Genomic DNA, 25,827 nt, shown 5'->3' on the forward strand with positions numbered 1-25,827 from the left:
GGTCAGAACGTGCCGATCCAGCGCAGGCTGGGCCAGATCTGGTCCCACGGGCGGTTCGGGTCGTGGCAGACGACGACCTCCTTGCCCTGATCCAAATGCGGCAGCGGGAACGAAAGGGTGGCCCTGGTCTCGCACCGGCCGAACAGTGGGCGGAGCGTCGCGACGTCCACGCCGACCGCGACCACCACGGTCCTGTCGTCGGAGGGGACCCCGAAGTCGGCGTAGGAGTTGTGTCCACTGTAGACGGCCGGGAGGTCCAGCCCGGGGCCGTACCGGTCCAGCGCGCCGGCCTCGCTGTAGTTCTGGCCGAGCAGCACCGCCCGCGCGCGGTCGCCTTCCGGAAGCGACCGGTACACGGCCGCGACCTGCTCCGTCAGCTCCGCCCACCCCGTCTGCCCGAGCTGGGCGTCGGCGAACCCGGCCAGCGGCGAGTCCTCGCCGTAGGCCGTGGCCGGCAGGACGGGCAGGCACATCACCGCCGACGTCACCGCGTTGAGCAGCACCGCGGCCCCGAGCAGCGCGCGCCGGCCCACGCCGCGCGCCCAGTCGACGGCCGGAACGCACCCCACCGCGAGCAACACGGTCAACAGACCCTCGCTGTACCGGCTGAACCCGCCGACGACCGTCAACAGCACCACCATCAGCAGGTAGGCCACGGCCAGCGACCGGTACGGGCGCCACTGGGGACGCCGGAACAACGCCACGAGCCCCGCGATCCACAGTGGAGTCAGGAACAGCCCGATCATCAGCGGCTGTCCGACGAGGAAGCCGACCGCGCCCTCCACACCGAACCCGGCGGACATCTCCGAGGCCATGGTGAACTGCGGCCATCCGTTGCGCGCCTGCCACACGATCCCCGGCCCCGCGACCACCAGGCCGAGCACGACGCCGCCCAGCAGGTGACCGCTGCGCAGCACCCGTCGTGGCCCGCACAGCACCAGGCCGACGAGCAACGTGACCACCAGCAACGCCACCAGGTACTTGGCGAGCAGGCCCACCCCGACCACCGCGCCGACCGCCAACCACAGCCGGGTGTCCCCGGTGCGCACCAGCCGGACCACCAGCCAGCACACCGTCACCCAGACCAGGTGGTCCACCGCGGTCGGGTGCAGCACGTGACCGGCGGCCAACGTCGCCAGCGAGGCGCTCGTGGCGAGCGCGGCGAGCACCTGCGCCCGCCCGCCACCCCCGAGTTCCCTGACCACGAGCGCGGCCACGACCACCGACGCGACCGCCAGCAGCGCGGGAACCACCCGGAGCGCGAACACGGAGTCCCCGAACACCGCGATCTGCGCCCGCGCCAGCAACGGCGCCAGCGGCGGCTGGTCCACGTACCCGAAGGCGAGATGACGCCCGGCCACCCGGAAGTACAGCTCGTCCATGTAGTAGCCGTGCCGGCCGGCCGTGGCCAACAACAACGCGCCGAGCACCCCGGCGACGACCAGGACCGGGCCGGCCCGCAGCGCGGGGACGCCGTCCTCGTCGGTTCGGTCGGCTGCCTCGATCGTGGCGGACGCGGTCATGGCCTCACTCCGAGCGCGGGGGCGACTGTCGACGGGATTCTGGGGCGGGTCCGCGGGACCGACAAGGTTCTTGATTTCTGCGGAAAAGCCGCAGGTCGACCACTGGCGTCCTGACTCTCGTCGTGGACAGCGCCCACGCGAGGGTGTTCTACTCGGGGAGTCGTTTCGTCCCGGCTGCTCGCCGCAGCCGCCGGTGAGTCAACCGGTCGCCGGACACCGTTTCCGTTGATCTCTCCCGATTCGGGGACAGCGCCCTGTCGTGTCCACTGTGGACGCTCGGGGCGTCGCGTCCGGCGCGCGGTGGCTCCAAGCCCGTTTCCTCCTACCTAAGGTGCTTGTGATCGGAATGCAGGACACGCAGACGAGCCCGGTGCTCGCCGCCACCACCCCCGGCAACCTCACGCAGTTCGAGTACCTGGCGCTCAACAGCCCGCTCAACCTCTCGGACGGCCACGCGCGCCAGCCCCTCACCCCCGGCCAGAGCAGGGTCGTCGACGAGCTGCCCGAGCTGTGGGCCGACGCGGTGAAGCGGCCGGTCGAGGAGATCGAGCGGCAGGCGTGCCGCACCTACTTCGAGATGCTCGGCCAGCACTCCTACCCCGCCGACGACGGCCGGGTGCTGAGCTGCTACTCCTCGTCGGTGGCGATGGAGATCTTCGCCCGCTCGTTGGCCACCGCGGCCGACGCGATCGCGCTCGTGCACCCCACCTTCGACAACATCCCCGACATCCTGCGCGGCGTCGGGCTGCGGCTGGTGCCGCTGGAGGAGGACGTCCTCCACGGCGGGGACCTGCCGGTCGAGCTGCTCCGCTCCGTGGGCTCCGTCTTCGTGACCACGCCGAACAACCCCACCGGCCGGGTGCTGTCCGAGGAGCGGCTGCGCGCCCTGGCCGCGCAGTGCGCCGAGCACGACGTCGTGCTCACCCTCGACACGTCCTTCCGGGGCTTCGACACCCGCGCGCACTACGACCACTACGCGGTGCTGGAGGCCAGCGGCTGCCGCTGGGTCGTCATCGAGGACACCGGCAAGCTGTGGCCCACCCTGGAACTGAAGATCGGCTTCCTCGTGTCGTCCACCAACGTCGGGCTGCCGCTGGCCAAGATCTACTCGGACATCCTGCTCGGCGTGTCGCCACTGGTGCTGTCGATGGTGCGGCGCTTCGCCGAGGACGGCATCGGCGGCGGGCTGGTCGAGCTGCACCGCTTCATCGCGGGCAACCGCGCCATCCTGCGTGACCGGCTGGCCGACGTGCCGGGGGTGACCTTCACCGACCTGGACAGCCGGGTCAGCGTCGAGCGCGTGCACCTCGGCGAGCGGCTCGGCCTCGACGTGTGGTCGGCGCTGCGGGAGCACAACGTGTTCGCGCTGCCCTGCCAGCAGTTCCACTGGGCGCGGCCGGAGGAGGGGGCGCACTCGCTGCGCGTCGCCCTGTCCCGGTCGCCCTCCGCGGTGGCCCAGGCGGCGGAGGCCCTCCGGTCGGTGCTGCTCGCCCGGTGATGGCCGGACCCCTCTCCCACGCGCGCGCGTGGCGGCCGGGGGTGGTCCAACAGGTGTGCCCGGACGGGGTCCTCGACCTCGGTCCGGGCTACCTGGCCCCCGGGCTGCTGCCCGCCGGCCTGCTCGCCGAGGCCTACCACGGCGCGTTCGCCGAGTTCGGGGCCGCCGCGCTGGCCTACGGCGACGACCGGGGAGCCGAGCCATTCCGCGCGGCCGTGGCCGACCGGGTGGCCCGCGCCGAAGGCAGCGCGTGCGGCCCGGAGCACGTGTTCGTCACCGCGGGCACCTCGCACGCGCTGTACCTGCTGGCGCGGACGTTCGCCGAGCCCGGCGACGTCGTGCTCGTCGAGCAGTACGGCTACGACCTGGGGCGACGCCTGCTGCGCGACTGCGGGCTGCGTCCGTTCCCGGTGGCGATGGATGCCCACGGCGTCGACCCCGGGGCGTTCGAGGAGGCGGTGACCACCGTCCGCGCCCAGGGGCGCCGGGTGGCGTTCGCCTGCCTCGTGCCCACCTTCCACAACCCGACCGGGCTGGTCATGCCCGAGGCGCGACGCCGTGACCTGCTCGCGGTCGCCCGTCGCCTCGACGTGCTGCTCGTGGAGGACGACGCCTACGCGGAACTGGACCTCGACGGGCGGACGCCGCCCCGCTCGCTGGCGGGACTCGCCGAGCACCAGGGCGTCGTCCGGCTCCGCACGTTCTCCAAGACGCTCGCGCCGGGGCTGCGGCTCGGTTACCTGCTCGCCGACCCCTCGGTCGTCACGCGGGTGGCCGAGCAGGGCGTGTTCGTCAGCGGTGGCTCGGCGAACCACACCACCTCGCTCGCCGTCGCGCACGCCCTGCGCTCCGGCGCCTACGACCGCCACCTGACGTGGCTGCGCGCCCGGCTGCGCACCAGGCGGGACGCCCTCGCGACCGCGCTGCGGTCCGGGCTGGGGTGCGGGCTGGGGCCCGGCATGGGGGCCGGCATGGGGTCCGGCGTGGGGTCCACAGTGGACAACGACTTCGCCTGCGACCCGCCGGAGGGCGGCTACTTCCTGTGGGTCCGCGCGTTCGCGCACCCCGAGTCCGCGTTGCTGGCCGCCGCCGAGGCGGTCGGGGTGCGGGTGGCCGCCGGGTCCCGGTTCGGCTCGGGACCGCACGCGGCCGTGCGCCTCGCCTACAGCTTCACCGAACCCGACAAGCTCACGGTCGCGGCCGGACTGCTCGCCGAAGCCTGGCGGTCCGCGTCGACGACTCCCGCGTGACGAAGGGACGAGCATGACCACGACGGCCCCCGCCGAGGCGGGCCCGACCGGCTACAGCCTGCCGCTGTCGCCGACCGGCGCCTCCGCCATGCTGACCCCGCCCCCGTGGCACTTCTCCGGCGACGTGATCATGGTCGACTACCGCGTCGACCCCGAGGCCGCCGCCCGCTTCCTCCCGCCGGGACTGTCCCTCGGCGCCGACCCCGGCGCGGCGGCGGCGGTCTTCGCCGAGTGGCAGTGGTGCTCGGAGTCCGGTGAGGAACTCGACGACCCGCAGCGGAGCCAGTTCACCGAGTTCCTCATCCTGCTCGCCTGCGAGTACGAGGGCGTGCCCATGGCGCGCTGCCCGTACGCGTGGGTCGACAGCCCCGTCCCCATGATGCGGGGATGGGTACAGGGCATGCCCAAGCAGTTCGGCTCGGTCCACCAGACCCGGCCGAAGAGCGTCGGGCTGGCCGGCCCGAAGCCCAACGCCCCCGGCCGGCACGCCGGCACCCTGTCGGTCCACGGCCGGCGCGTCGCCGAGATGGCCGTGCGCGCCGAACGCCGGATCGAGCAGCCCCCGTTGCTGCACACGGTTCCGTTGGTGCACACGCGCGTGTTCCCCACCTGGACCTCGTCGGCCCCACCCGTGGCCGAACTCGTCTCCTCCGAGGTGACCGGAGTTGAGTTCGGCGAGATCTGGGCCGGTGGCGCTGAGCTGCGGTTCCCGTCCCCGCTCGACGACGACTTCGCCGGCCTCGCCCCGGTGGAGATCGGCCAGGGCTACGTCTTCGCCTACGCCGAAACCCTGTGCGGGGGCAGGCTCCTCCAGGCCTGACCGGATTCTTTTGGCCCGCGCGGACACCCTGGGCCTGTGGGTGTCCGCGCGGGCCTTCGGGTTTCCAGGGGGCTGGTCGGAAACCCGGGCCGGAGCGTGATGGGGGTCAGCTCCGCCACCAAGTCAACCAGCGGGGGACACCCGGGACAGTAGTGCGGAGTGGACGATCCGACTCCACGAGGCTTTTCCGACGAACGGGTGACAACGAAAGGCGATCCCCCGACCACCGCTCCTCGATGGAGTACCGCTCCTCGATGGAGCACCGCTTCTCCATGGGGCACCGCTTCTCCATGGGACACCGCCCCTAGGTGTACTGACCTGAGAGGTGGGGAACGCGGCTGGCGGGTGGTTGGCCTGCGAGTGCGGTGTGGCCGCGGTGGTGATGGTCGGTGTGCGGCCACCGCGGCGGCTCGGCTCGTCGTTCGGTCTTGGTGCGGTAGGGGCGGGCGTAGGCCCATTCGTCGAGCAGGGTGCGGGTTGCGGCGTTCGACCTTGCCGTTGGTCTGTGGCCGGTAGGGGCGGGTGCGTTGGTGGCTGATGCCGGCGGTGGTCAGGGTGTCGCGCCAGAGCTGGGACTTGTAGCACGCGCCGTTGTCGGTGAGTACCCGTTCGACGGTGATGCCGTTGGTGGTGACGACGTTCTGGGCTGGTTGCCGGAACGCGACCGCGGTTTGCTTCTTCTCGTCGGGCGGGATGTCGCTGGGGGGCGAGCCGGGAGTGGTCGTCCACGACGGTTGTGCGGGTCGGTGTGGCCGAGGTGGCTGTTGCCGTTGCGGTCGTGGGTCTTGCCCGGTGTGTGGGTGCGGTGACGCGTGCTGGCCTGGCGGCTGGTGACCCGACGCGGCCGTCGGGGATGGTGCCGAGTGTGGTGATGTCGACGGGCACCAGCTCACCGGGCCTCGCCCGTTCGGAGCGGCGCACCGGTTGCGTGGTGGCCCGATCGAGATAGGCCAGCCGGGCCAGGCCGAACCGGGCCAGCACACGATGCACGGTGGAGGGCGCCAGGTGCAGCGGGAACGCGATGCGGGCCGGCCCTCCATCGCCGTGCCAGGCGAACCGTGATGATCCGCCGATTCGCTGCGGGTCGGGATCCGGCCCCGGACTCGTGTGCGGACGAGACGATCGGTCGGCCACGCCCGGCTCACCCTCGTCCCGGTAGCGGTCGGCCCAGCGTTTCACGGTGCTGACTCCAGACCTGGAACCGTTCCGCGGCCCGCCGCAGCGGCCAACCCCTCGTCCACGACACAGCGGGCCAGGCGCAGCCTGCCCAGCGGAGTCAGTGGTGTGTGAGCGTGGGTCACGAGGGGTTTGCGTTGGTTGGTGTCGACGTCGCGATCCACACCGAACCCGGAGGCCCTCCCTCATTCCACGATCATCCGATGACGTGTCGAACCGTTCGCAACCTCAGTGGTCAGTACACCTAGGGCGAGTCCTCAAAGCTGGTGTGGTTGATCGGCTTTGATCCCGCATGGTGGTGCGCAGGCACGAGTTGACCGACGAGCAATGACAGGCATCGAACCCTGCTGCCCGCCTTCGGCGCGAAGGGACGCCCCCGGGGAGACGAGGCGTCGCGTGATCAACGGGACGCCATTCCCAGCCAAGACAGGTGTGGCATGGCGTGACCTGACGGAACGGCACGGGCCGTGGAAGAGGTGTCGACAACCGGTTCTGGCGGTGGTCACGCACCGGAACCCTGACCACCCGTGGTGTCACGGGTGCGGGTACCCGCCGAGGCGATCAACGAACCCGCCCCGAAGGTGGCGGTCGATTCCAGCACCGTGCGACACGCACCAGCACGCCCCCGGGCGCCCGCCGCAGCACGGCGTCTCACACAGGGGGAGGGCGGATCGTGCGGCGGGCACCGTGAGCCATCTGATCATGCCCTCGGTCGCTCCCGCGGTGGGAGCCACCACCACGATCCATCTCGCCCGCGACGGCCATGGCCGACCTCTGTCAGTGGTGTTGACCGGTGGCCCGACTGCGTCGTGACTGCCTTGGTGGGCTGGAGCTTGTTGGTCTGCGCGACTGGGTTCGTGATCCGTCAGACACGCCCTCGGCTGGCGGTGTCGGCCCTCAGGTCAGTTGGATGCCGACCACGCAGGTGTCGTCGTCGGTGTCGGACGGGCTGTGCGTGAGCAGGTGGTCGAGGAGTTCCTCCAGGGGAACGGCGGACGCGGCGGCGGTGGCGCGCAGCCATTCGAGGCAGTCGTCGAGGGGGAGGTCCCGGCGCTCGACCAGACCGTCGGTGTAGAGCAGCAGGACGTCGTCGTGTTCGAGCTGGATCTCGCCCTCCTCGTACTCCACCTGGGAGCACACGCCCAACATCACACCCGACAACATGCGCAGGTTCGTGGCTTGGCGGCCGCGCACCAGCACCGGCGGCAGGTGCCCGGCGCGCGCCCAGCGCAGCACCCGGGTCTGCGGGTCGTACAGGGCGCAGATCGCGGTGGCGAGGATGTTGTCGTTGAGGTGGTGGGCCACCAGGTTGAGCCAGCTCAGGAGCTGACCGGGGCTCGCCCCGGTCACCGCGAGGCCGCGCAGGGCGTTGCGCAGCACCACCATCCGCGTGGCGCCCTCCAGTCCGTGCCCGGTGATGTCGCCCACCGAGACCAGGATCTGCTTGGACGGCAGGACGACGGCGTCGTACCAGTCCCCGCCCACGAGGTGCTCCTGCTCGGCCGGCCGGTAGCGGACGGCGACGCGCAGGTCGAAGGCGTCGATGGGCGGCTGCGCCGGCGGCATGATCGCCTGCTGGAGCTGGAGCGCGAGCCGGTTCTGCTCGGCGACCCGCTGCTCGGTGTGCGCGAGCTGGTCCCTGGTGGCCGACAGGGCGACCTCGGTCCAGTGCTGGGCGGAGATGTCCTGGTACGCGCCGCGAACGGCCATCAGGTCCCCGTCGCTGTCCAGGACCGGTTCGGCGATGACCCGCATGTGCCGGGTGACCCCGTCGGACCGTCGCAACCGGAAGGTCGTGGCGGCGGGGCGCCCGTGGTGCAGCACCGTGCGCAGGAACCTGTTGATGGGCACCGCGTCGTCGCTGTGGGCGTGGGCGGACAACCGGCTCAGCGGGACGGGGTCGGCGGTGGGCTCCAGCCCGTAGAGGGCGAAGAGCTGGTCGTTCCAGGTGATCTCGCCGGTGACGGTGTTCTCCTCGAACCCGCCGACGCGGCCCAGGCGCTGGGCGTGCTGGAGCAGGTTGGCCAGCCGGGCCGCCTCGTCCTCCACCCGCCAGACCAGCAGCACGTTGTCGCCGTGCCGGTTGACGCTGACCCGCGCGACCACGGTCAACGGTACCTCGTCGACCAGGGTGAGCAGGGGCATCCGCTCGGCATGGAACGCCTCCCCGGTCGCGTACACGCGCTCGACCTTGTCGAAGAGCTGGCCGGGCGTCGCGGCCGAGGGGTACGCCTCCAGCAGCAGCGCGCCCAGCACGGCCCCGCGCGGACGGCCGGAGAGGTCCACGAAGTGGCGGTTGACGTGGTGGACCCGGAAGTCCACGAGACCGCCGCCGGCGTCGCGGTGCGGTCGCAGCACCAGGGCGGGGTCGAAGAGCCCGTCGGCGAGGTTGACCAGCTCGGCGAGCGACTGGTCGTCGCCGGGAGAGCCCGCCGCCACGGCGGGCGTCCCGGTCTCCAGGGTGTGCGCGCAGAGTTCGGCCAACGCCTCGATCTGCCGCTGGATCGCGGGAGGCTGCGGGGGCGTCGCCTGCGGCCAGCAGATCTCCAGCGCGCCCAGGATGCGTCCGCCCGCCTCGGCGGGGACGACCACCCGTCCTCCGGTCGGCAGCGTGAGGTGCCCGATCGACGGCAGCCCCGACCGGGACAGGTCCTCGATCCACAGTGGACCCCGGTCGGTGAGGGCCCTGCGCGCCGGGGTGGCCACACCGGGCGGCACGTAGTGCCACCGCCGGGCCTCCTCGTCGGTGAAGCCGGCGAACCCGGCCAGCGACAGCGAGGAGTCCACCCCCGCCGACCACACGGCCACCGCCACCGCGCCCAGCGGCTCCAGGGCGTGGTCCAACAGCGACTGGGCGACGCGCTGCGTGTCGTTCGCGGCCAGGACCGCGCTCTCCGCGGTGCGCAACCGCAGCGCGGGCGAGGGCTCGGCGGGGCCGTCCCGCTCCCCGTCCTGGCCTCCGTCGACCTGGTCTCCGCCCTGGCCGGAGTGGGCCAGGAACTCCCCGACGGCCTCGGTGAGCCGGTCCTGCGCGGCCTGGCTGACCAGCTCGGCGGCCAGTTCGAGTTCGATCAGGCCCGCCCTGGCCGCCAGGTCGCTCAACTGTTGCGCCGCCTGCGCGGGTCCGCACCGCAGCCGCTCGACCAGGACGCCCTTGGCCAGCTCGATCAGCGCCCTTCCCTCGGCCTCGGCGTTCGCCCTCCGCACCTCGTCGCGCAGCCGCTCCACCGTGGCCGCCAGCCGGTTCCATCCGTGGGGAGATCGCTCGTCGTCGGGAGGGGCGGACGGACGCCGCCCGTCGTCCCGCGCGGGTTCGGCGGGATGCGCAGGGTCGACCACGGGTGCTCCTCCTCAGTCGTCGGTCGTGCCGATACCGAGGGGGTTACCCGTTCAACCAGCGTTGAACGCACGCGATGAGGTCGTCGGCGTCCACGGGCTTGGTCACATAGTCGTTCGCGCCGGCGGCGAGACTCTTGTCCCGGTCGCCGGGCATGGCCTTGGCGGTCACCGCGATGATCGGCAGGTCCGCGTGCTCCGGCATGGCGCGGATGGTGGCGGTGGCGGCGTAGCCGTCCATCTCCGGCATCATCACGTCCATCAGGATCAGGTCGACCTCGGGGTGCGCCGCGAGCGCGTCGATGCCCTCCCGCCCGTTCTCCGCGTGTAGGACGTGCGCGCCGTGCAGCTCCAGGATGGAGCTGAGGGCGTACAGGTTCCGCGCGTCGTCGTCGACGATCAGCACGGTCCGTCCGGTCAGGACACCGTCCACCTGGGACGCCGCGTCCGGGGTCGGGTCCTCCGCCCGCACCAGGGGGAGCACGTCGCCGGGGCCGTCGGCGGTCAGGTGCAGGGCGACCCGCTCCCTGAGTTCGTCCAAACTGGACAGAAGCTCCAGCGGCCGGCTCTCGGCCCTGGCCCGCAGGCGCCGCTCCTGGTCGCCCGGCAGGCGCTGGTTGCTGTGCGCCAGCACCGGGACGGAGCGCAGGGCGGGATCGCCGTCCATCGCCTCCAGGAACCGCTGGGCCGCCGCGCCCGGCATGTCGAGTTCCAGCACCACGCAGTGGTAGGACTCCGCGGCCATGGCCGCCGCCGCCTCCTCCGCGCCGACCGCGGTCACCACCTGCACCGGTCCCCGGGGGTCGTGGTTGCCGGCCAGGTCGGCCACGGCGCTCTCGGCGACCAGGGACAGCAGCCCTCGGGGCCGCTCCTCGACCACCAGCAGCCGCCGCTGCGTCGGGGCCGAGGGCGCCGTGGGCGCGTGCGGCGGTCCGGCCAGGACCTCCTGCTGGCGCGTCGTGTTCCCGGCGTCGCCGCCCTGGGGTCCGGCGGACGTCTCCTGGAAGTCGGGACGGGCCACCGGCAGGTAGAGGGTGAAGGTGCTGCCCCTGCCCAGCGCGCTCTCGGCGAGGATCGCGCCCCCGAGCAGGTAGGCGATCTCCCTGCTGATCGACAGCCCCAGCCCGGTCCCGCCGTACTTGCGGCTGGTGGTCCCGTCGGCCTGCTGGAACGCCCCGAAGATCGACTCCAACTGGTGCTCGGCGATCCCGATGCCGGTGTCGATCACCCGGAACGCGATGGCGGCCCCGTGGTGGCGCACCGAGGCGGGCAGCTCGGCGGGGTCGGCCTGCTCGATGCGCAGCTCCACGCTGCCCCGCTCGGTGAACTTCACCGCGTTGGAGAGCAGGTTCCGCAGGACCTGCCGCAGCCGGGAGCCGTCGGTGAGCAGCTCGCCCGGCACGCCGGACGCGGTGGTCACCAGGAACCCGAGGCTCTTCTGGCTGGTCATCGGGCGGAAGGTCGCCTCGACGTACTCCAGGAGCTGGCGCAGCGGCACCCGCTCCGGGGTGATGTCCATCTTGCCGGCCTCGACCTTGGACAGGTCCAGGATGTCGTTGATCAACTGGAGCAGGTCCGACCCCGCGGAGTGGATGATGCCCGCGTACTCCACCTGCTTGGGCGTGAGGTTGCGGGTCGGGTTCTGGGCCAGGAGCTGCGCCAGGATCAGCAGGCTGTTGAGCGGGGTGCGCAGCTCGTGGCTCATGTTCGCCAGGAACTCCGACTTGTACTTCGACGCCAGCGAGAGCTGCTGGGCGCGCTGCTCCAGCTCCTGCCGCGCCTGCTCGATCTCCAGGTTCTTGGTCTCGATGTCCCGGTTCTGGCTCGCCAGCAGCGCCGCCTTCTCCTCCAGCTCGGCGTTGGAGCGTTGCAGCTCCTCCTGCCGGATCTGGAGCTCCTCCGAGCGGGCACGCAGCTCGGCGGCGAGCCGCTGCGACTCGGCGAGCAGCTCGTCGGTGCGCGCGTTGGCCCTGATGGTGTTGACGTTCACGCCGACCAGCTCCATGAGCTGTTCGAGGAAGTCGCGGTGGACGGCGGTGAACCGGTGCACCGAGGCCAGCTCGATGACGCCCAGCACCTGCTCCTCGACCACGATCGGCAGCACGATCAGGCTCTGGGGCGCGGCGCTGCCCAGCGCGGAGGAGATCGCGACGTAGTCGGCGGGCACGTCGTCCACGGCGATGACCCTGCGGCTGCGCGCCGCCTGGCCCACCAGGGACTGGCCGAACCGCAGCCGGTCCGGCCCCACCGCGGCCCCGTCGGCCTCGGGGTGGCCGTAGGAGCCGACCAGGCGCAGCCTCGGGTCGGTGTCGGCGTCGTCGACCAGGTAGAACGCGCCGTACTGGGCGGACACCAGCGGCGCCAGCTCGTCCATGATCAGCTCGGCGACGACGGTCAGGTCCCGCTGCCCCTGCATCAGGCCGGAGATGCGGGCCAGGTTGGACTTGAGCCAGTCCTGCTCCCGGTTGGCCTTGGTGGTCTCGCGCAGCGACTCCACCATCGAGTTGATGTTGTCCTTGAGTTCGGAGACCTCGCCGGAGGCCTCCACGGTGATCGACCGCGTCAGGTCGCCCTCGGCGACCGCGCTGGTCACCTCCGCGATCGCCCGCACCTGCCTGGTCAGGTTGCCCGCCAGCTCGTTGACGTTCTCGGTGAGCCGCTTCCAGGTGCCCGAGACGCCCTCGACCTCGGCCTGCCCGCCCAGCTTGCCCTCGGTGCCGACCTCGCGGGCGACCCTGGTGACCTCGGAGGCGAACGCCGACAGCCGGTCCACCATGGTGTTGATCGTCGTCTTGAGTTCGAGGATCTCGCCACGCGCGTCGACGTCGATCTTCTTCGACAGGTCGCCCTGGGCGACGGCGGTGGTGACCTGGGCGATGTTGCGGACCTGGTTGGTCAGGTTGTTCGCCATCGAGTTGACGTTGTCGGTCAGGTCCTTCCACGTCCCCGCGACGTTGGGGACCCTGGCCTGGCCGCCGAGCATGCCCTCCGTGCCGACCTCGCGGGCCACGCGGGTCACCTCGTCGGCGAACGCCGACAGGGTGTCCACCATCGTGTTGATCACGCCGGCGAGGGCGGCCACCTCGCCCTTGGCCTCCACCGTGCTCTTCTGCGACAGGTCGCCCCTGGCCACGGCCGCCGCCACCTGCGCGATGGACCGCACCTGGCTGGTCAGGTTCGAGGCCATCACGTTGACGTTGTCGGTGAGGTCCTTCCAGGTGCCCGACACGCCGCGCACCGTGGCCTGGCCGCCCAGGTTGCCCTCGGTGCCGACCTCGCGCGCCACGCGCGTGACCTCGTCGGCGAAGGCGGAGAGCTGGTCGACCATCGTGTTGATGGTCTCCTTCAGCTCCAGGATCTCCCCCCTGGCGTCCACCCGGATCTTCTGCGTGAGGTCGCCGCGCGCCACGGCGGTGGTGACCTGGGCGATCGAGCGCACCTGGGCGGTGAGGTTGTCGGCCATGACGTTGACCGACTCCGTCAACGCCTTCCACGTGCCCGAGACGCCCTTGACGTCGGCCTGGCCGCCGAGGCGGCCCTCGGTGCCGACCTCGCGGGCGACGCGGGTGACCTCGTCGGCGAAGGCGGAGAGCTGGTCGACCATCGTGTTGATGGTGTTCTTGAGTTCGAGGATCTCGCCGCGGGCGGTGACGGTGATCTTCTGGGACAGGTCGCCGCTGGCCACCGCCGTGGCCACCTGGGCGATGGAGCGCACCTGGGCGGTGAGGTTGCCCGCCATGAAGTTCACCGAGTCGGTCAGGGCGCGCCAGGTGCCGGAGACGCCCTTGACGTCGGCCTGGCCGCCGAGCTGGCCCTCGGTGCCGACCTCGCGGGCGACGCGGGTGACCTCGTCGGCGAAGGCGGAGAGCTGGTCGACCATCGTGTTGATGGTGTTCTTGAGTTCGAGGATCTCGCCGCGGGCGGTGACGGTGATCTTCTGGGACAGGTCGCCCCTGGCGACGGCGGTGGCGACCTGCGCGATGTCCCTGACCTGACTGGTCAGGTTGCTCGCCATCGCGTTGACGGAGTCGGTCAGGTCGGCCCAGGTCCCCGACACGCCGGGCACCTCGGCCTGGCCGCCGAGCCGGCCCTCGGTGCCGACCTCGCGGGCCACCCTGGTCACCTCGGAGGTGAACAGGGAGAGCTGGTCGACCATGCCGTTGAACACGGTCGCGATCTCGCCCAGCAGGCCGTCGCCGTCCCCGGGCAGCCGGATGCCGAAGTCACCGTCCCTGACGGCGGTGAGCCCCGCCAGCAACTGCCGCAACTCCGGCTGGTCCCACGCAGCCCCGCCCGCCCCGCCGTCCGCCGCCCGACGACCAACACTGACCTTGGTGTCGCCCACGTCCACCTCGTTCTGCTGGAGTCACCGCAAACCCGGACAGGTGCCACCCGTCCGGGCGTGCCGTCGCCGCACCGCGCTCACGTTACACAGCGCGGACGAGTCACCCGTGCGTCGCCGGCCACCGCCCGTGACCGATTCACTACGGAGAAGACAAAACGGTCGCGCGCTCGCGCGTCACCACCGGCCGCGTCACGCCTCCCAGTCTGGGCCCACCCGCGTCGTGATCGCTCCTCGCGGTCGGAACGCCGGGGCCGGCCTCACCTGTTCACGAACGCCACGACCGCGTCGAGCGCGGGCGCGTAGCCGTCGGTGGTGTCGACCTCGATCGCCGGCGCGTCGACACTCACCCGCCGGAACGCGCGGTGCGCCTTCACGTGCGGGTCGGCGTCCTCCGGTCGCGGGTCGGCGTGGACCTGTCGGAGCGGGTCGTCCGCACGACGCCGCAGCACCCGGGCCAGGGCGATCTCCGCGTCGACCACGCAGTGCACGACCCGGACGCGGGCGAGGTGGAGCAGGGGCTCCAGGCCGGGCCGCCACAGCCGGTCCTGGAAGGCGGCCTCCGCCACCGTGGTGACGCCGGCCCGCAGCAGCGTCCCGATCACGGAGAAGAAGACGGGCAACGTCCGGAGGCTCAGCTCGTCGCTCTCGCTCGGCGTGAAGCCGGGGGTGGCGTGGGCCATGCCCTCCTTGATCTCGTCCCGGCACACGGCGGGGCAGCCGATCACCCGGGCGAGCGTGCGGGCGAGCGTGGTCTTGCCCGATCCGGGCGGGCCGCTGACGACGACGAGCGTCGGAAGGTGGCGCATGGCCACAGCTTTGCGGAGCCGGATCGGGGAGATCGTCCGCATCTCCTGGCCGTCCCGTTGTCTGCTCGGCGCGCGCGGCCTCGGTGCGCGCCGGGTTCGCTGGCGGGTTCTTCTTGCTTACCGGTGCTTCTTGCGTTCCCGATCGGGGGGTGTCGGCTGACGGCGAATATCTGTCCATAGTGGACTTCCGGTGCCGTTCCCGTTCGTGCGGGTGAGAACCCCGGCGTCCCCGTCGAACCCCGTTGGCCGGGACCGGAGCCGATGGCAAGATCATGTTCCATGTCAACCATCCCCACCACCGACCTCCGTCGCGCGGCCGAGGACTGCGTCGAGCTGGTCGACGCCCAGTTCGGCCGCCACCTCGACTGGAGCGTGGACAGCCTCGACGAGCTGGACGAGGTGTGCGCGGAGCTGCTGGCCCAGGGGCCGCTCGACGACCAGCGGCTGGAGCGGTGGCGGGAGCTGGTCGGCTCCTACACGGGCGAGGTGCTGATCCGCGCCTACGGTGGGCGGTGGGGCGCGCACGAGCAGGCCCCTGGCGCGCTCGCGGTCCTGGTCGAGGGCACGGCCGCGTTCCCGTTCGGCGTTGCGGGGAAGATCCTGACCGGGGAGTTCGCCAGCCTGGCCTCGCTGGCGCGCGCCCTTCCCCTGATCATCGCCAGCGGACGGCGGTCCGACTGAACGCGGCGCCGAGACCGGCCCGGAACACCGGCGCGAGGCGTGCGGCGCGAGGCGTGCGGCGCGAGGCGTGTGGCGCGAGGGACGGGCGACGGCGACGCGCTGCCTCTCCGCGAGGAGGGTGCCTGTCTCCAGCCGCAGCGCCGTCCGGTTCGTGGCGAGCGCCGTCCCTCCGCGAGGAGGGTGCTCGCTCTCGCCACTGGGCCCGCTCCCGCCCCCTCGGGCCGGCCCCACCGCCGGATCTTCACCCTTCCCCGAGGACAGCCCCCACCCGTCCCGGGGGGCGAGCCCCGCGACCAGCCTATCGGTCCGGCACGGCCCGCCCATCTGGATCATGCTCGCCTGTGGACAACCTCGGGGGATGTGGATAACTCCGCCCACGGACAGGTGAAGACGGCCAGAAATGTCAGCCACGTGTGCTCAGGGATCGAGCGCAGGGATCGACTCAGGGGATCGCGGGGAGGGGCTTCGGGTGCGGGACCGACTGCGCGCGTGGGTGCGCGAGGACTTCGACGTCGACCTGGTCGCGATGGCCAGGGTGGACGACGGCGCGGACGTGGCGGCCGAGGTGTGGCGCGGGGAGACCGCGGACGGCGCGTCGTACGCGGTCAAATGGAGCGGTGGCGGCTCACCAGCCGGACTCGCCCTGCCCGCCTGGCTCGCCGAGAACGCCGTGCCGGGGATCGTCGCGCCGATGCGGGCCCGGCACGGAGCGCTCTGGAGCGAACGGGAGGGACGCCGGTTGTCCCTCGTGCCGTGGGTGTCGGACGTCGGCGCGTTGGACCGCGGGCTGTCCGCACGCCAGTGGACCGCCTACGGCGAGCTGATGGCCCGTGTGCACGCCACGCACGTGACGAGCGCCGTGTCCGAGTTCCTGCCGAGAGAGGTGGACGCCCACGAGCGATGGGTGGCGGACGTGCACGCGCTGGACGGACGTCTGCGCGAGCCAGCCGCCACGACCTCGCCCGACCCTCTGGTCCGCGCCCTCGTGGAGGAGTGGCGGGCGGCCACCGAACTCGTCTCGGCACTCGTGGGCGCGACTCGGGTCCTCAGCCGCGACGCCGCCGTCCGGAACCCTCCCGAGGTCGTCGTCTGCCACGGGGACCCGCACCTCGGGAACCTGCTGGTGGGGGACGACGAGCGGGTGTGGCTGATCGACTGGGACGACGCGGTCCTGGCCCCACGGGAACGCGACCTGCTGTTCGTCCTCGGCGGGGTCCTCGACTTCGCTCCGGTGGGGGAGCGCGAACAGTCGTGGTTCCTCGCCGGGTACGGGCCGGTGGACGTCGACCCCGTGCGGCTCGCGTACCACCGGTGCGTCAGGGCGCTGGAGGATCTCGTCGTGCCGGCGGCTCAGGTCGTCGAGCCCGACCGGCACCAGGACCAGGAACGCGCCGAGGCTTTGTCGATCTTCCGCGGGGTGCTGTCACCCACCGGGCTCGCGCGTCGGGCGTTCGCGTCGCTGCGTGATCTCGGGCTCAGGCCACCGGGGGCCGACGAAGCGCGCTGACGACGGCACGGGGCCGCCGGAGCGACACCGCGCCTGTGTCGCCCCGACGGCCCCGTGACCCCCAGCACCTCCCCGTACTGGTCCCCGGCAACGCTTCCGCCCCGCGCGCCAGGGTGTGCGCCCACGCGCCAGGGTGTGCACCCGCGCGCCAAGGTGTGCACCCGCGCGCCAAGGTGTGCGCCCACGCGCGCACTCGTCGTGCCGCAGGGACCTCACCTTGCGCGTGGGCGCACAGGGATCAGCTCCTGTGCGCCCACAACGTCGCCGACGGGTCCACGTAGGCGGTTTCCGAGGCCGCCCTGGTGTGGTCGTGCGAGCAACGCAGGCTCACCGTGGTCGTCGCACCGCTCGTGAACGCGCCGTGGGCGCTCACCGTGGCCACGTACACGCCGGTCTGCTCACCGTTGGGCGACGGGGCGCCCACCATGGTGGCCGCTCCGCCCACGACGGTCTCGTTCACGAACAACGTGCAGCGGGTGTAGTCGCTCGGCCCCCAACTGACGAGGCTGGCGTTGCTGGACAACACCCACGAGCCGGCGGGTAACGACGTGGAGAGCACGGTCGTCTGGACCCCGCCGGTGGACTGGAGCTTCACCGCCGACGTCGTCTGCCGCACCACGTCCTGGCCGGTGGTCAGGTCGGACTCCCGCACCGGGCCGTTCACGGCCTGGGTCGTCTGCCGGCCCGACACCGCCGACCCGGTAGCCGGCGCCGCCGACGCCGACGTGGCGACCACGGCGCTGCCCGCCACCAACACTCCGATGCCCAGCACGGTCAACCGTCGGTAGGAGTTCATCCCCACCCCTCCTGTGCGCTCGCTGACGGGTTCTCCTCCTGACCTGAACCCTGCCGTGGCGAAGGAGATCGGCGAATCCCCAGACTTCGGGGGTTGACGGCGGCCAGGTCCACAGTGGATGGAACCCGGCTCCGGCCACCAGAGCCCGGTCCCGGTCGCCTCCTGCCTCGCGTCCATGCCGAGCGAGGACATGTCCCGGCCTCGGCGCGCACGAGGGTCGGGGCGATTTCGACCAAGGGCTGTTCGGCGTGACCAGGATCAGGAATGCTGGGCACACCGGTGTTCGACACGAGCCCGCCGGGCAGGGCGTCGAGGGGGAGGGCCGACAGGTGGAGCGGATCGACGACGCGCCGGAGCCGGTGGACCGGCTGACCGACGAGGAGGCGGCCTTCTGGCGCTTCGTGCGGTTCGGTGAGCTACCGCCCCGCGTACTGCCGGACGACATGGTGGGCACGGTCGAGACCGAGCAGCCGTCGCTCCCGGCCGACCGGCCGTTCGACCCCGGCGAGTACGGAGGCTGACGCGGGTCGAGGACCCGCCCGATCGCCCTCCTACCGCCCTCCTACTCGCTCGCGGCTGCCTCGGTCGCGCGCTGACGCCGCCGCACCAGCAGGTAGGCGCCGGAGAGCAGGAGCAGCCACACCGGACCCACGAGCAGCGCCACGCGCGTCTCGTCGTGGGCGGCGAAGAGCACGGTGATCACGGCCAGCGCGCCGAGCAGCGCCCGCCCCAGCCAGGGCGGCCCCGGCATGCGGAAGGACACCGCGCGCGCCCGGCCCTCGGCGACCGCCGCCCGGTACCGCAGGTGGGTGGCGACGATGACCGCCCACGTCAGCAGCCCGCCGAACACCGAGACCGAGTACAGGTAGAGGAACGCCTCCCTCGGCACCAGGTAGTTCACCACCACCGACACCAACATGACCGCCAGCGACACCCCCAGCGCCCTGGCCGGCACCCCGCGCCGGTTCGTCGCGCCCAGCCACCTCGGCGCGTGCCCGTCCCGCCCCAACGTCATGAGCAGGCGGCCGGTGCCGAAGACGCCGCTGTTGCACACCGACAGCGCGGCGGTCAGGACCACGAAGTTGACGATGTCGGCGGCGGCCGGCACGCCGAGCTGGTCGAACGCCTGGACGAACGGGCTCGACGACGCCGACACCCGGTGCCAGGGGATCAGCACCATCAGCGCGGCGAGCGCGCCGATGTTGAACAACGCGATCCGCCACAGCACGCTGCGGAACACCGAGGGCAGCACCTCCTGCGGGCGCGCCGTCTCCCCGGCGGTCAGCCCGACCAGCTCCACGCCCTGGAACGAGGCGTAGGCGAGGGGGAGCGCGAGGACCACCGCGAGCGGGCCGTGCGGGAGCACGCCGCCCTCCGCCCAGAGGTTGGCCACGCCCGACGAGTGCTCGGCGCCGAAGCCGAACACGGCGACCGCCACCGCGGTGAGGATGATCGCGACGATCGTGAGCACCTTGACGATGGCCGCCCAGAACTCGATCTCCCCGAACAGCCGCACCGCGACCAGGTTCGCCGTGCCGACCGCGACCAGGGCGAGCAGCGCGGTGCACCACTGCGGCACCGAGGGCAGCCACACCTGCACGTACATGCCCACGGCGGTGACCTCGGCCATCCCCACGACGACCCACGTGAACCAGTACGTCCACCCCGTGACGAACTCGGCCCACGGCCCGAGGAACTCCCTGGCGTAGCTGGTGAACGAGCCGGACACCGGCCGGTACACGACCAGCTCGCCCAGCGCGCGCAGGACCAGGTAGGCGAGGACGCCGCACACGGCGTACGCGAGCAGCAGACCGGGACCGGTCGACTGGATGAGCTTGCCCGAGGCGAGGAACAGGCCGATGCCCAGCGCTCCGCCGAGCCCGACCATGCGGACGTGACGGGGCTTCAGGCCGCCGTCGGCCAGCTCCGGGCCGGCGGCGGGCGCCGACGCTTCCTGGGCGGCCAGCGGCTCCGCTGCGCGTGGCAAACCAGTCTCCTTCGTGTGGGGTGCCGCCGGCCGGACGGGGTCGGGTCCGGCGGCTCTCGTGCGCGTCCTTCCGGGCGCAGCACGAAGCAGCCCCGTCCACAGGACGGGGCCTACGGCATTCGGTGGTGTCGATACGACCAGGTGGCGCATCGCTTCGTTGAGTCAGGCTACAGCGCCTGTTTAGCGAACCTGCACACCGGAGGCGTCTCCTGCGGCTCTTGTCACAACACCTCCGAGAGGCGGGGTGGTGGTCGCCACAGGTCGCCACAGGTCGCCCTAGGTCGTCGCTGGTTGTCGAGCGCCGCGCGCCCCGACGTCGCCAGGAGCCATGGATGATCACCGTGTGCGCGTGGGTCTCACCGGGGTGAGGTCACCGCATGGGCTGGTCTGCCTGACGAGGGGGTACTCATGGGTTCGTGGTCGCGGCCGGTGGGCGTCGTCACCGCCCTCACGATGATCGGAGCCCTCGCGGCCTGCGGTGAGCCCGCTCCTCCTCCGCTGGGGCCGGCGGCGAAGAAGGTCACCGTGATCCGGGGCGACAGGACCTACCCGACCACCGCCGAGGTCACCGGTTGGCAGGTCAGGACCCACCCGCAGGTCCCCGACCGGGGCAACGCCGTCCACTTCACCTACCAGTTCGCCGGCTTCGCCCCCGAACGCATCGAGCTCCAGATCTGCGCCGTGGACGCCCAGCGGGTCGTCCTCCTCTGCTCCGACATCGGCCACGCCGACAGCGGGGACATCGTCACCCCGCGGTGGCTGGAGGACGGCTGGATCGGCCCGTCCGAGGGAATCGACCTCTCCCGAACCGCCGAGGTCGTGCTGGTGCCCAACCAGATGTTCCCCGGACTGCACGCCGGGGACCCCAAGGACCACGACGGCTACGTCCCTCCGCGCGGCCTCGCTCCGGGAGACCGGATCTGAGCCGGAACAAAACAAGGCGCGCAACAGGGACGAAACGGTTTTCACGGCGGTTCCACCACTGATTGTCCGCCCGCGGGCGCCGAACTCCGCGTGAAAAAGAGATTCTTCACGCCCGACGAAATGGGGTCGTTTCTCGGCGGCGGTAACGAACGCGCATCGGCCCGACGGGAGCGGAAACGGTCGGGTCGGACGAGGTGGTGCGGGAGATCCCCGCCGCGCGGTGGCGGGACCTGCGGCCGGACGGGGCGGGGATCGCGCTGGAGCCCGGCCAGGAGCGCTCCGTGGAGTTCCGGGTGCCGGTCTCCGAGCTGGATTCCGAGATCCCCGCGTTCTTCTTCCCCGTCACGTTCGTCGCCGAGCAGGACGACGCGAATCCGAAGGACAACCGGGGATATGACTTCGTCCGGGTTCCCCGGAGCGGTCTGCTCAGGGGCACGGTCTTCCACGACGCCAACGGAAACGGCAAGGCCGACCCCGGAGAGGGGGTTTCCGGGGTGACCGTCCGGTGGTTCGACGCGGAGAAGGGCGGCGCCGACCTCGCCACGGCGAAGACCAACGGCAACGGCGAGTTCGACACGTGGCCGAAGCTCAACGGCCACCCCACGCTGTGCCACACGCTGGCCCTCGTCGACGACGAGAAGTGGACGCCGTCCCCTGACCAGGCGTCTGGAGTCCGGGCGTGCGTCCACTGGACCCCTACGACACCGAGCACCCGATGCTCAAGGTCGTGCCGAAGAACGCCACGACGAGCGCACCGCCGACGAACGCGTCGGGGACGCCCACGACCACTCCTCATCCGTCGACGAACACCGGCGGCACGACCCCCGGTCAGAACGGTGGCGCGCCACGGGTGTGACCCGGGGTGACACGGGTGCGCCACCCCGCGCAAGATCGACGGCTTTGTTCGAAGACCAGACCTGGGCGGCGAGCAGAATGAACGCCATGCCGAAGGTGTTCGTGGCGGGCCCGGTGTCGTGGAACCGCCTGGTGATGGTGGACCAGCTCCCGGAACCCCGACCGCACACGGTCTTCGCCCGTGCCCACCGCACCGCCCTCGGCGGCACGTCGGCCGGCAAGGCGCTCAACCTCGCCCACCTCGGCGCTGAGGTGACCCTGCGTACCGTCGTCGGCGACGACGAGCCGGGACGCGCGATCACCGAGGCCCTGACGGCCGCCGGCGTGGAACTCCTCGCCGAGGTCGTGCCCGGGGCGAGCGAGCAGCACCTCAACCTGATGACCCCCGACGGCGGTCGCGTCTCCATCTACCTCGACCTCCCCGATTCCGGACGGGCGCGGCCCGACGAGCGCGCCATGGCGGCCCTCGCCGAGGCCGACGCCGCGGTGATCGACCTCGCCGAGCACTCCCGCCCGCTCCTGGCCGCCGCGCGAGAGGCCGGCGTCCCGGTGTGGTGCGACGTGCACGACTACGACGGCCACGCGGACTTCCACCGCGACTTCGTCGACGCCGCCGACTACCTCTTCCTCAACGACGACGGCATGTCCGAGCCGGATCTCCTCGCCTTCCTCACCGCACGGGTCGCCCAGGGCGCGCGCGTGGCCGTGGCGACGCGCGGCGCGGCGGGCGCGGTGGCGGCCTCCGACGGCGAACTCCACCACGTCCCGGCCGCGCCCGTCGACCGGATCGTGGACACCAACGGCGCGGGCGACGCGTTCTTCTCCGGTTTCCTGGTCGCCCACCTCGGAGGGGCGGACACGCCGACGGCACTGGCGGCGGGCGCGGCGCAGGCGGCGCTGTGCCTCGGTTCGCCCGATCTCGCGCCCCGATGAGACGGCGCGGCCCCCACACCGTCCGTCACGTCCGCCGGTGGTCGAGATCGAGTGAGGGCATGACAGGACCATCAGGGCACCAGGTGTCCACAAAGGACTTCCGCACGGCCGTGTCCACCAGCTCGACACGGATCCCGAGGCTGTCGAGGCGGTGGTAGCTGAACGACCGCCCGTAGGGGCAGGAGTCGAACTCGACGGGCGCGCCTCGCTCCTGGAGCAATCCCTTGTCCCTGTGGATGTCGCGCGACCAGTAGCCGATGTGGTCGAACCGGGAGCCCGCGGTCGCATCCCACGGACTTCCCTCAGGTCCCTGGATGATCTCGAAGAACGGCGGCCCCTGCACGGAGAAGACGATGCTGTAGGCCCACTCGCCGAGGCGGCCCTCGCGGATCGGGCTCCACTCCACGCCCAGTGCGCGGGTGAGGTCGTCGGTCGCGCGATGGATGTCCTGGACGACGAAGCCCAGGTGGTAGAAGTCGCTCATCGCCACAGTTGTACCAGCAATGATCACCTCGCGAGTGGTTCCAGAGGCGGACCCGGGTGGCGCCTTCCGCTGGACGGCGGCCGGGATTCCTTGGCGCACAAGCGTTTTCTTCAGGAACGCCAATGTGGACGGCGAGGGACCGAAGGGGACCGATCCTGCGCCGCAAGGGCCCCAGCCCCGGTGGGGCGGAGCCAGTCGCAGCGGTGCCGGTCAATCGCAGTGGTGCCGGTCAATCGCAGCGGTGCCGGTCAATCGCAGCGGTGCGGGTCAGCCGCAGCGGTGCGGGCCAGCCGCGAGAACGGCTGACCCGCACCACCAGAGTCACGAGCAGTCGGCGGTCTCCCGGGCCGGCTGGTACTCGGCGACCTCGCCGTCTCGCAGCACCAGCCGGGAACCGGTGAACCGGGAACGCATCCGGCGGTCGTGGGTCACGACCACCAGCGCGCCCTCGTAGCCCGCCAGCGCCTGCTCCAACTCCTCGACCAGCGCCGGGGAGAGGTGGTTGGTGGGCTCGTCCAGCAACAGCAGGTCCACGGGTTCGGTGACCAGCCGTGCCAGCTCGATCCGCCGCCGTTGCCCGTAGGACAGTTCCCCCACCCGCAACCGGAGGTCGGCCGGGTCGAACAACCCGAGCGAGAGCAACGTCTCCGTGTGCTCGTCGACGTCCCCGACCCGTCCCCACCCGAACGCCTGCGGCACCGTCAACCCAGGGGGCAACGGGCTCTCCTCCTGGCGCAGGTGCCCGACCCGTCCCGGCACCAGCACCGTTCCGGTGTCCGGCCGGATCTCGCCGGCGAGCACCCGCATGAGGGTGCTCTTGCCGGCGCCGTTTGGGCCGGTCACCAGCAGCCGCTCCCCGGGCAGGACGCGCAGTGACGGGACGTGGAGACGCGTCCCGACCCGCACGTCGCGCAGGTCGGCGACCGCGGCGATCTCCTCCGCGGCGGCGCCGGTGGTGGCGATGCGCGCGGTGAAGACCAACGGATCGCGCGGCGGTGCGACCGGGTTCTCGGTCAGCCGCTCGACCCGCTCCTTGGCGTTGCGGATGCGCCCCATCGCGCCGTGGCCGCGTCCCCTGGTCCGGAAGGCGCCGTGGCCGAAGACGGCGAACGGCAGCTTCCGGGGGATCGCCTCCAACCGCACGACGTTGGCGGCGACCAGGCGCCGCTGTCGGGTCAGCTCGGCGCGCCAGTCCTCGTACTCCTGGAGCCTCCGCCGCCGTTCGGCGGCCTTGGCCGTGAGGTATCCGTCGTAACCGTTGCCGTAGCGGGAGACCTGACCGGACTCCACCTCCAGGATCGTCGTGGTCAACCGTTCCAGGAACACGCGGTCGTGGGTGACCGCGACGACGGTGCCCCGGTGGGCGCGCAGGTGCGCCTCCAGCCAGGCCACCGCGCTGTCGTCGAGGTCGTTGGTCGGCTCGTCCAACAGCAGCAGCTCGGGCGAGGAGGCCAGCGTGGCGGCCAGCGCCAGCCGGGACCGTTCGCCGCCGGACAGGCTGCCCAACACCCTGTCCCTGGCCAGACCGGGCAGTCCCAGGCCGTGGAGCGCGCTGTCGACCCGGGAGTCGGCCTCGTAGCCGCCCCGCGCCTCGTAGTCCTCGACGAGCCTGGCGTAGCGGCGGAGCGCCGCCCCCAGCTCGGACTCGGGCACGGTCTCCATCTCGACCTCGGCCCGGTGGATCCGGGCCTCCAGGTCGCGGAGGTCGGCGAGGGCGAGGTCGACGGCGTCCCGCACCGTCGCCGTCGAGGGGAGCTCCAGCGTCTGGGCCAGGTAGCCGACGCCGCCGGGGGCGACGACGACCAGGTCGCCGTTGTCCGGGCGCTCCCGGCCCGCGAGGAGCCGGAGCAGGGTGGACTTGCCGGAGCCGTTGTCCCCGATGACGCCGACCTTCTCGCCGGGCTTGACGGTGAACGAGACCCGGTCGAGCACGACACGCTCGTCGTAACGCTTGGTGATGTCATGAAGGGTGAGTTGCGCGATTCGCATAAGGGAATCCCCCTGTTCTCGGCCGGGCCGATCGGAACGGATCGAGGGCGTGACCGTGCGCGAGACAGACCGCGAGTGAGAGGCGGCGAGAAAGGATCAGCGCACGGATGAGCGCGTCAACAGCGGAGCGGTGCTCGACGCCGTACCGCGCCCGGCGATCACAGAGTTCCCATGCGTCAGAGACTACGCACGCCGAAGATCTTCTGGCAACCCTTGTGGGGGACGCCACGTCGGGTGAGGTCTTCCCGTCGTGCGCCCCGCCTCGTGTGTTCCGTCCCGCTTCGTGTCCCGCCTTGGTGTGTGTCCATAGTGGATGGTTGATGTGTTGGCGCCCGTCGGCTCCTGCTCACCCTTCGTCGGGGCGAGCGCGGGAGTTGTCCACATCCCCCGAATTCCTCCACAGGCTCACGTCATGGGCTTGGGGCGGGGGTGGTGGGCCGATAGGCTGGAGCGGGGCTCGCCCCCCAGGGCGGGTGGGGGCTGTCTCGGGTGGTGGTGTTCCCGGCCCAGTGGGGTGTCGGCTCCTGTTCCGCGCGAGGTCCGCGGTGTCGAGGGCGGGGCATCCGGCGGCGAAGACGGGATGTCTTGTTGGTTCGTGTTCCGGGTGGTTGTCAAGCCTGTCGCCGTGTTGGGGGATGGGTTTGTCCACAGGTGCCGGAGTTGTCCACAGCCGTCTGATGTGAGCTTCGGGCGAGGGGCGTTCGCCGGTAGGCTGGAGCGGGGCTCGCCCCCCAGGGCGGGTGGGGGCTGTCCACTGGGGTGGGGGCCGGTGGGCCGCGTTTGTTCGTGGCGGCCGAGTATCACGCCAACTGGCCGGGGACAACCCGCCGATCTTCGGGTCCGCGATGGGACCACGGGCTGATGTGAGTGGAGATCAACTGAGCGCACGCTGGGCACGACATCGCGAAACGGGAGGT

The 25,827-nt window shown here is 71.8% G+C and carries 17 protein-coding genes and 1 pseudogene; 9 read left to right on the forward strand and 9 right to left on the reverse strand.

Annotated features, from left to right (window positions below; translation table 11 throughout):
- Nucleotides 1-2: 2 nt before the first annotated feature.
- Nucleotides 3-1,523: a glycosyltransferase family 39 protein gene (locus tag LX15_RS00575; protein WP_253667436.1), complete on the reverse strand. Its 1,521-nt coding sequence runs from the start codon at nt 1,521-1,523 to the stop codon at nt 3-5.
- 346 nt (nt 1,524-1,869) lie between these two features.
- Between LX15_RS00575 and mppP the strand changes: the two genes are divergently transcribed.
- From mppP to mppR, 3 genes are read left to right on the forward strand one after another with little or no spacing between them, the layout of a single operon-like run.
- Nucleotides 1,870-3,021: an enduracididine biosynthesis enzyme MppP gene (gene mppP / locus LX15_RS00580; protein ID WP_253667437.1), complete on the forward strand. Its 1,152-nt coding sequence runs from the start codon at nt 1,870-1,872 to the stop codon at nt 3,019-3,021.
- Nucleotides 3,022-3,062: 41 nt separating this feature from the next.
- Complete coding sequence (locus LX15_RS00585; protein WP_253667438.1) at nt 3,063-4,271, forward strand: aminotransferase-like domain-containing protein; 1,209 nt, start codon at nt 3,063-3,065, stop codon at nt 4,269-4,271.
- Between the two features lie 13 nt (nt 4,272-4,284).
- A complete protein-coding gene (gene mppR / locus LX15_RS00590) occupies nt 4,285-5,091 on the forward strand; it encodes an enduracididine biosynthesis enzyme MppR (protein ID WP_253667439.1) in 807 nt (268 codons plus the stop codon).
- A 304-nt stretch (nt 5,092-5,395) separates the two neighbouring features.
- Here mppR and LX15_RS00595 read toward each other — a convergent pair.
- The 4 genes and pseudogenes from LX15_RS00595 to LX15_RS00610 form a co-directional block, all read right to left on the reverse strand.
- A pseudogene (locus LX15_RS00595) lies at nt 5,396-6,392 on the reverse strand (IS481 family transposase).
- Between the two features lie 772 nt (nt 6,393-7,164).
- Nucleotides 7,165-9,606, reverse strand: coding sequence for a SpoIIE family protein phosphatase (locus tag LX15_RS00600; protein ID WP_253667440.1), 2,442 nt, complete (start codon nt 9,604-9,606; stop codon nt 7,165-7,167).
- A 43-nt stretch (nt 9,607-9,649) separates the two neighbouring features.
- Nucleotides 9,650-13,870, reverse strand: coding sequence for a HAMP domain-containing hybrid sensor histidine kinase/response regulator (locus LX15_RS00605; RefSeq protein ID WP_253667649.1), 4,221 nt, complete (start codon nt 13,868-13,870; stop codon nt 9,650-9,652).
- 335 nt (nt 13,871-14,205) lie between these two features.
- Nucleotides 14,206-14,754, reverse strand: a complete 549-nt coding sequence (locus LX15_RS00610; protein ID WP_253667441.1) for a P-loop nucleotide/nucleoside kinase family protein — start codon at nt 14,752-14,754, stop codon at nt 14,206-14,208.
- A gap of 279 nt (nt 14,755-15,033) precedes the next feature.
- Here LX15_RS00610 and LX15_RS00615 point away from each other — a divergent pair, with 279 nt between their 5' ends.
- Complete coding sequence (locus LX15_RS00615) at nt 15,034-15,435, forward strand: hypothetical protein (RefSeq protein ID WP_253667442.1); 402 nt, start codon at nt 15,034-15,036, stop codon at nt 15,433-15,435.
- Nucleotides 15,436-15,904: 469 nt separating this feature from the next.
- Nucleotides 15,905-16,942 (forward strand): phosphotransferase enzyme family protein, encoded by a 1,038-nt coding sequence (locus LX15_RS00620; protein WP_253667443.1) that lies wholly within the window; start codon nt 15,905-15,907, stop codon nt 16,940-16,942.
- A 238-nt stretch (nt 16,943-17,180) separates the two neighbouring features.
- On the opposite strand, the gene LX15_RS00625 is transcribed toward LX15_RS00620, so the two are convergent.
- Nucleotides 17,181-17,738 (reverse strand): hypothetical protein, encoded by a 558-nt coding sequence (locus tag LX15_RS00625; protein ID WP_253667444.1) that lies wholly within the window; start codon nt 17,736-17,738, stop codon nt 17,181-17,183.
- 248 nt (nt 17,739-17,986) lie between these two features.
- Here LX15_RS00625 and LX15_RS00630 point away from each other — a divergent pair, with 248 nt between their 5' ends.
- Nucleotides 17,987-18,259, forward strand: coding sequence for a hypothetical protein (locus tag LX15_RS00630; RefSeq protein WP_253667445.1), 273 nt, complete (start codon nt 17,987-17,989; stop codon nt 18,257-18,259).
- Between the two features lie 41 nt (nt 18,260-18,300).
- On the opposite strand, the gene LX15_RS00635 is transcribed toward LX15_RS00630, so the two are convergent.
- A complete protein-coding gene (locus LX15_RS00635) occupies nt 18,301-19,725 on the reverse strand; it encodes an amino acid permease (protein ID WP_253667446.1) in 1,425 nt (474 codons plus the stop codon).
- Between the two features lie 408 nt (nt 19,726-20,133).
- On the opposite strand from LX15_RS00635, the gene LX15_RS00640 reads away from it, so the two are divergent.
- The 3 genes from LX15_RS00640 (at nt 20,134) to LX15_RS00650 (ending at nt 22,437) form a co-directional block, all read left to right on the forward strand.
- Nucleotides 20,134-20,649, forward strand: a complete 516-nt coding sequence (locus tag LX15_RS00640) for a hypothetical protein (RefSeq protein WP_253667447.1) — start codon at nt 20,134-20,136, stop codon at nt 20,647-20,649.
- 197 nt (nt 20,650-20,846) lie between these two features.
- On the forward strand, nt 20,847-21,515 hold the full coding sequence (locus tag LX15_RS00645) for an SdrD B-like domain-containing protein (protein ID WP_253667448.1): 669 nt from the start codon (nt 20,847-20,849) through the stop codon (nt 21,513-21,515).
- 76 nt (nt 21,516-21,591) lie between these two features.
- Nucleotides 21,592-22,437, forward strand: coding sequence for a carbohydrate kinase family protein (locus LX15_RS00650; RefSeq protein ID WP_253667449.1), 846 nt, complete (start codon nt 21,592-21,594; stop codon nt 22,435-22,437).
- Between the two features lie 25 nt (nt 22,438-22,462).
- On the opposite strand, the gene LX15_RS00655 is transcribed toward LX15_RS00650, so the two are convergent.
- Together LX15_RS00655 and LX15_RS00660 are read right to left on the reverse strand one after the other, a co-directional pair.
- Nucleotides 22,463-22,921 carry a VOC family protein gene (locus tag LX15_RS00655; RefSeq protein WP_253667450.1) on the reverse strand — a complete coding sequence of 153 codons (459 nt, stop codon included), beginning with the start codon at nt 22,919-22,921 and terminating at the stop codon, nt 22,463-22,465.
- 321 nt (nt 22,922-23,242) lie between these two features.
- Nucleotides 23,243-24,910 carry a TlrC/CarA/OleB/SrmB family ABC-F type ribosomal protection protein gene (locus LX15_RS00660; protein ID WP_253667451.1) on the reverse strand — a complete coding sequence of 556 codons (1,668 nt, stop codon included), beginning with the start codon at nt 24,908-24,910 and terminating at the stop codon, nt 23,243-23,245.
- Between the last annotated feature and the right edge of the window lie 917 nt (nt 24,911-25,827).

It is taken from the genome of Streptoalloteichus tenebrarius (assembly GCF_024171885.1).
Lineage (GTDB): Bacteria > Actinomycetota > Actinomycetes > Mycobacteriales > Pseudonocardiaceae > Streptoalloteichus > Streptoalloteichus tenebrarius.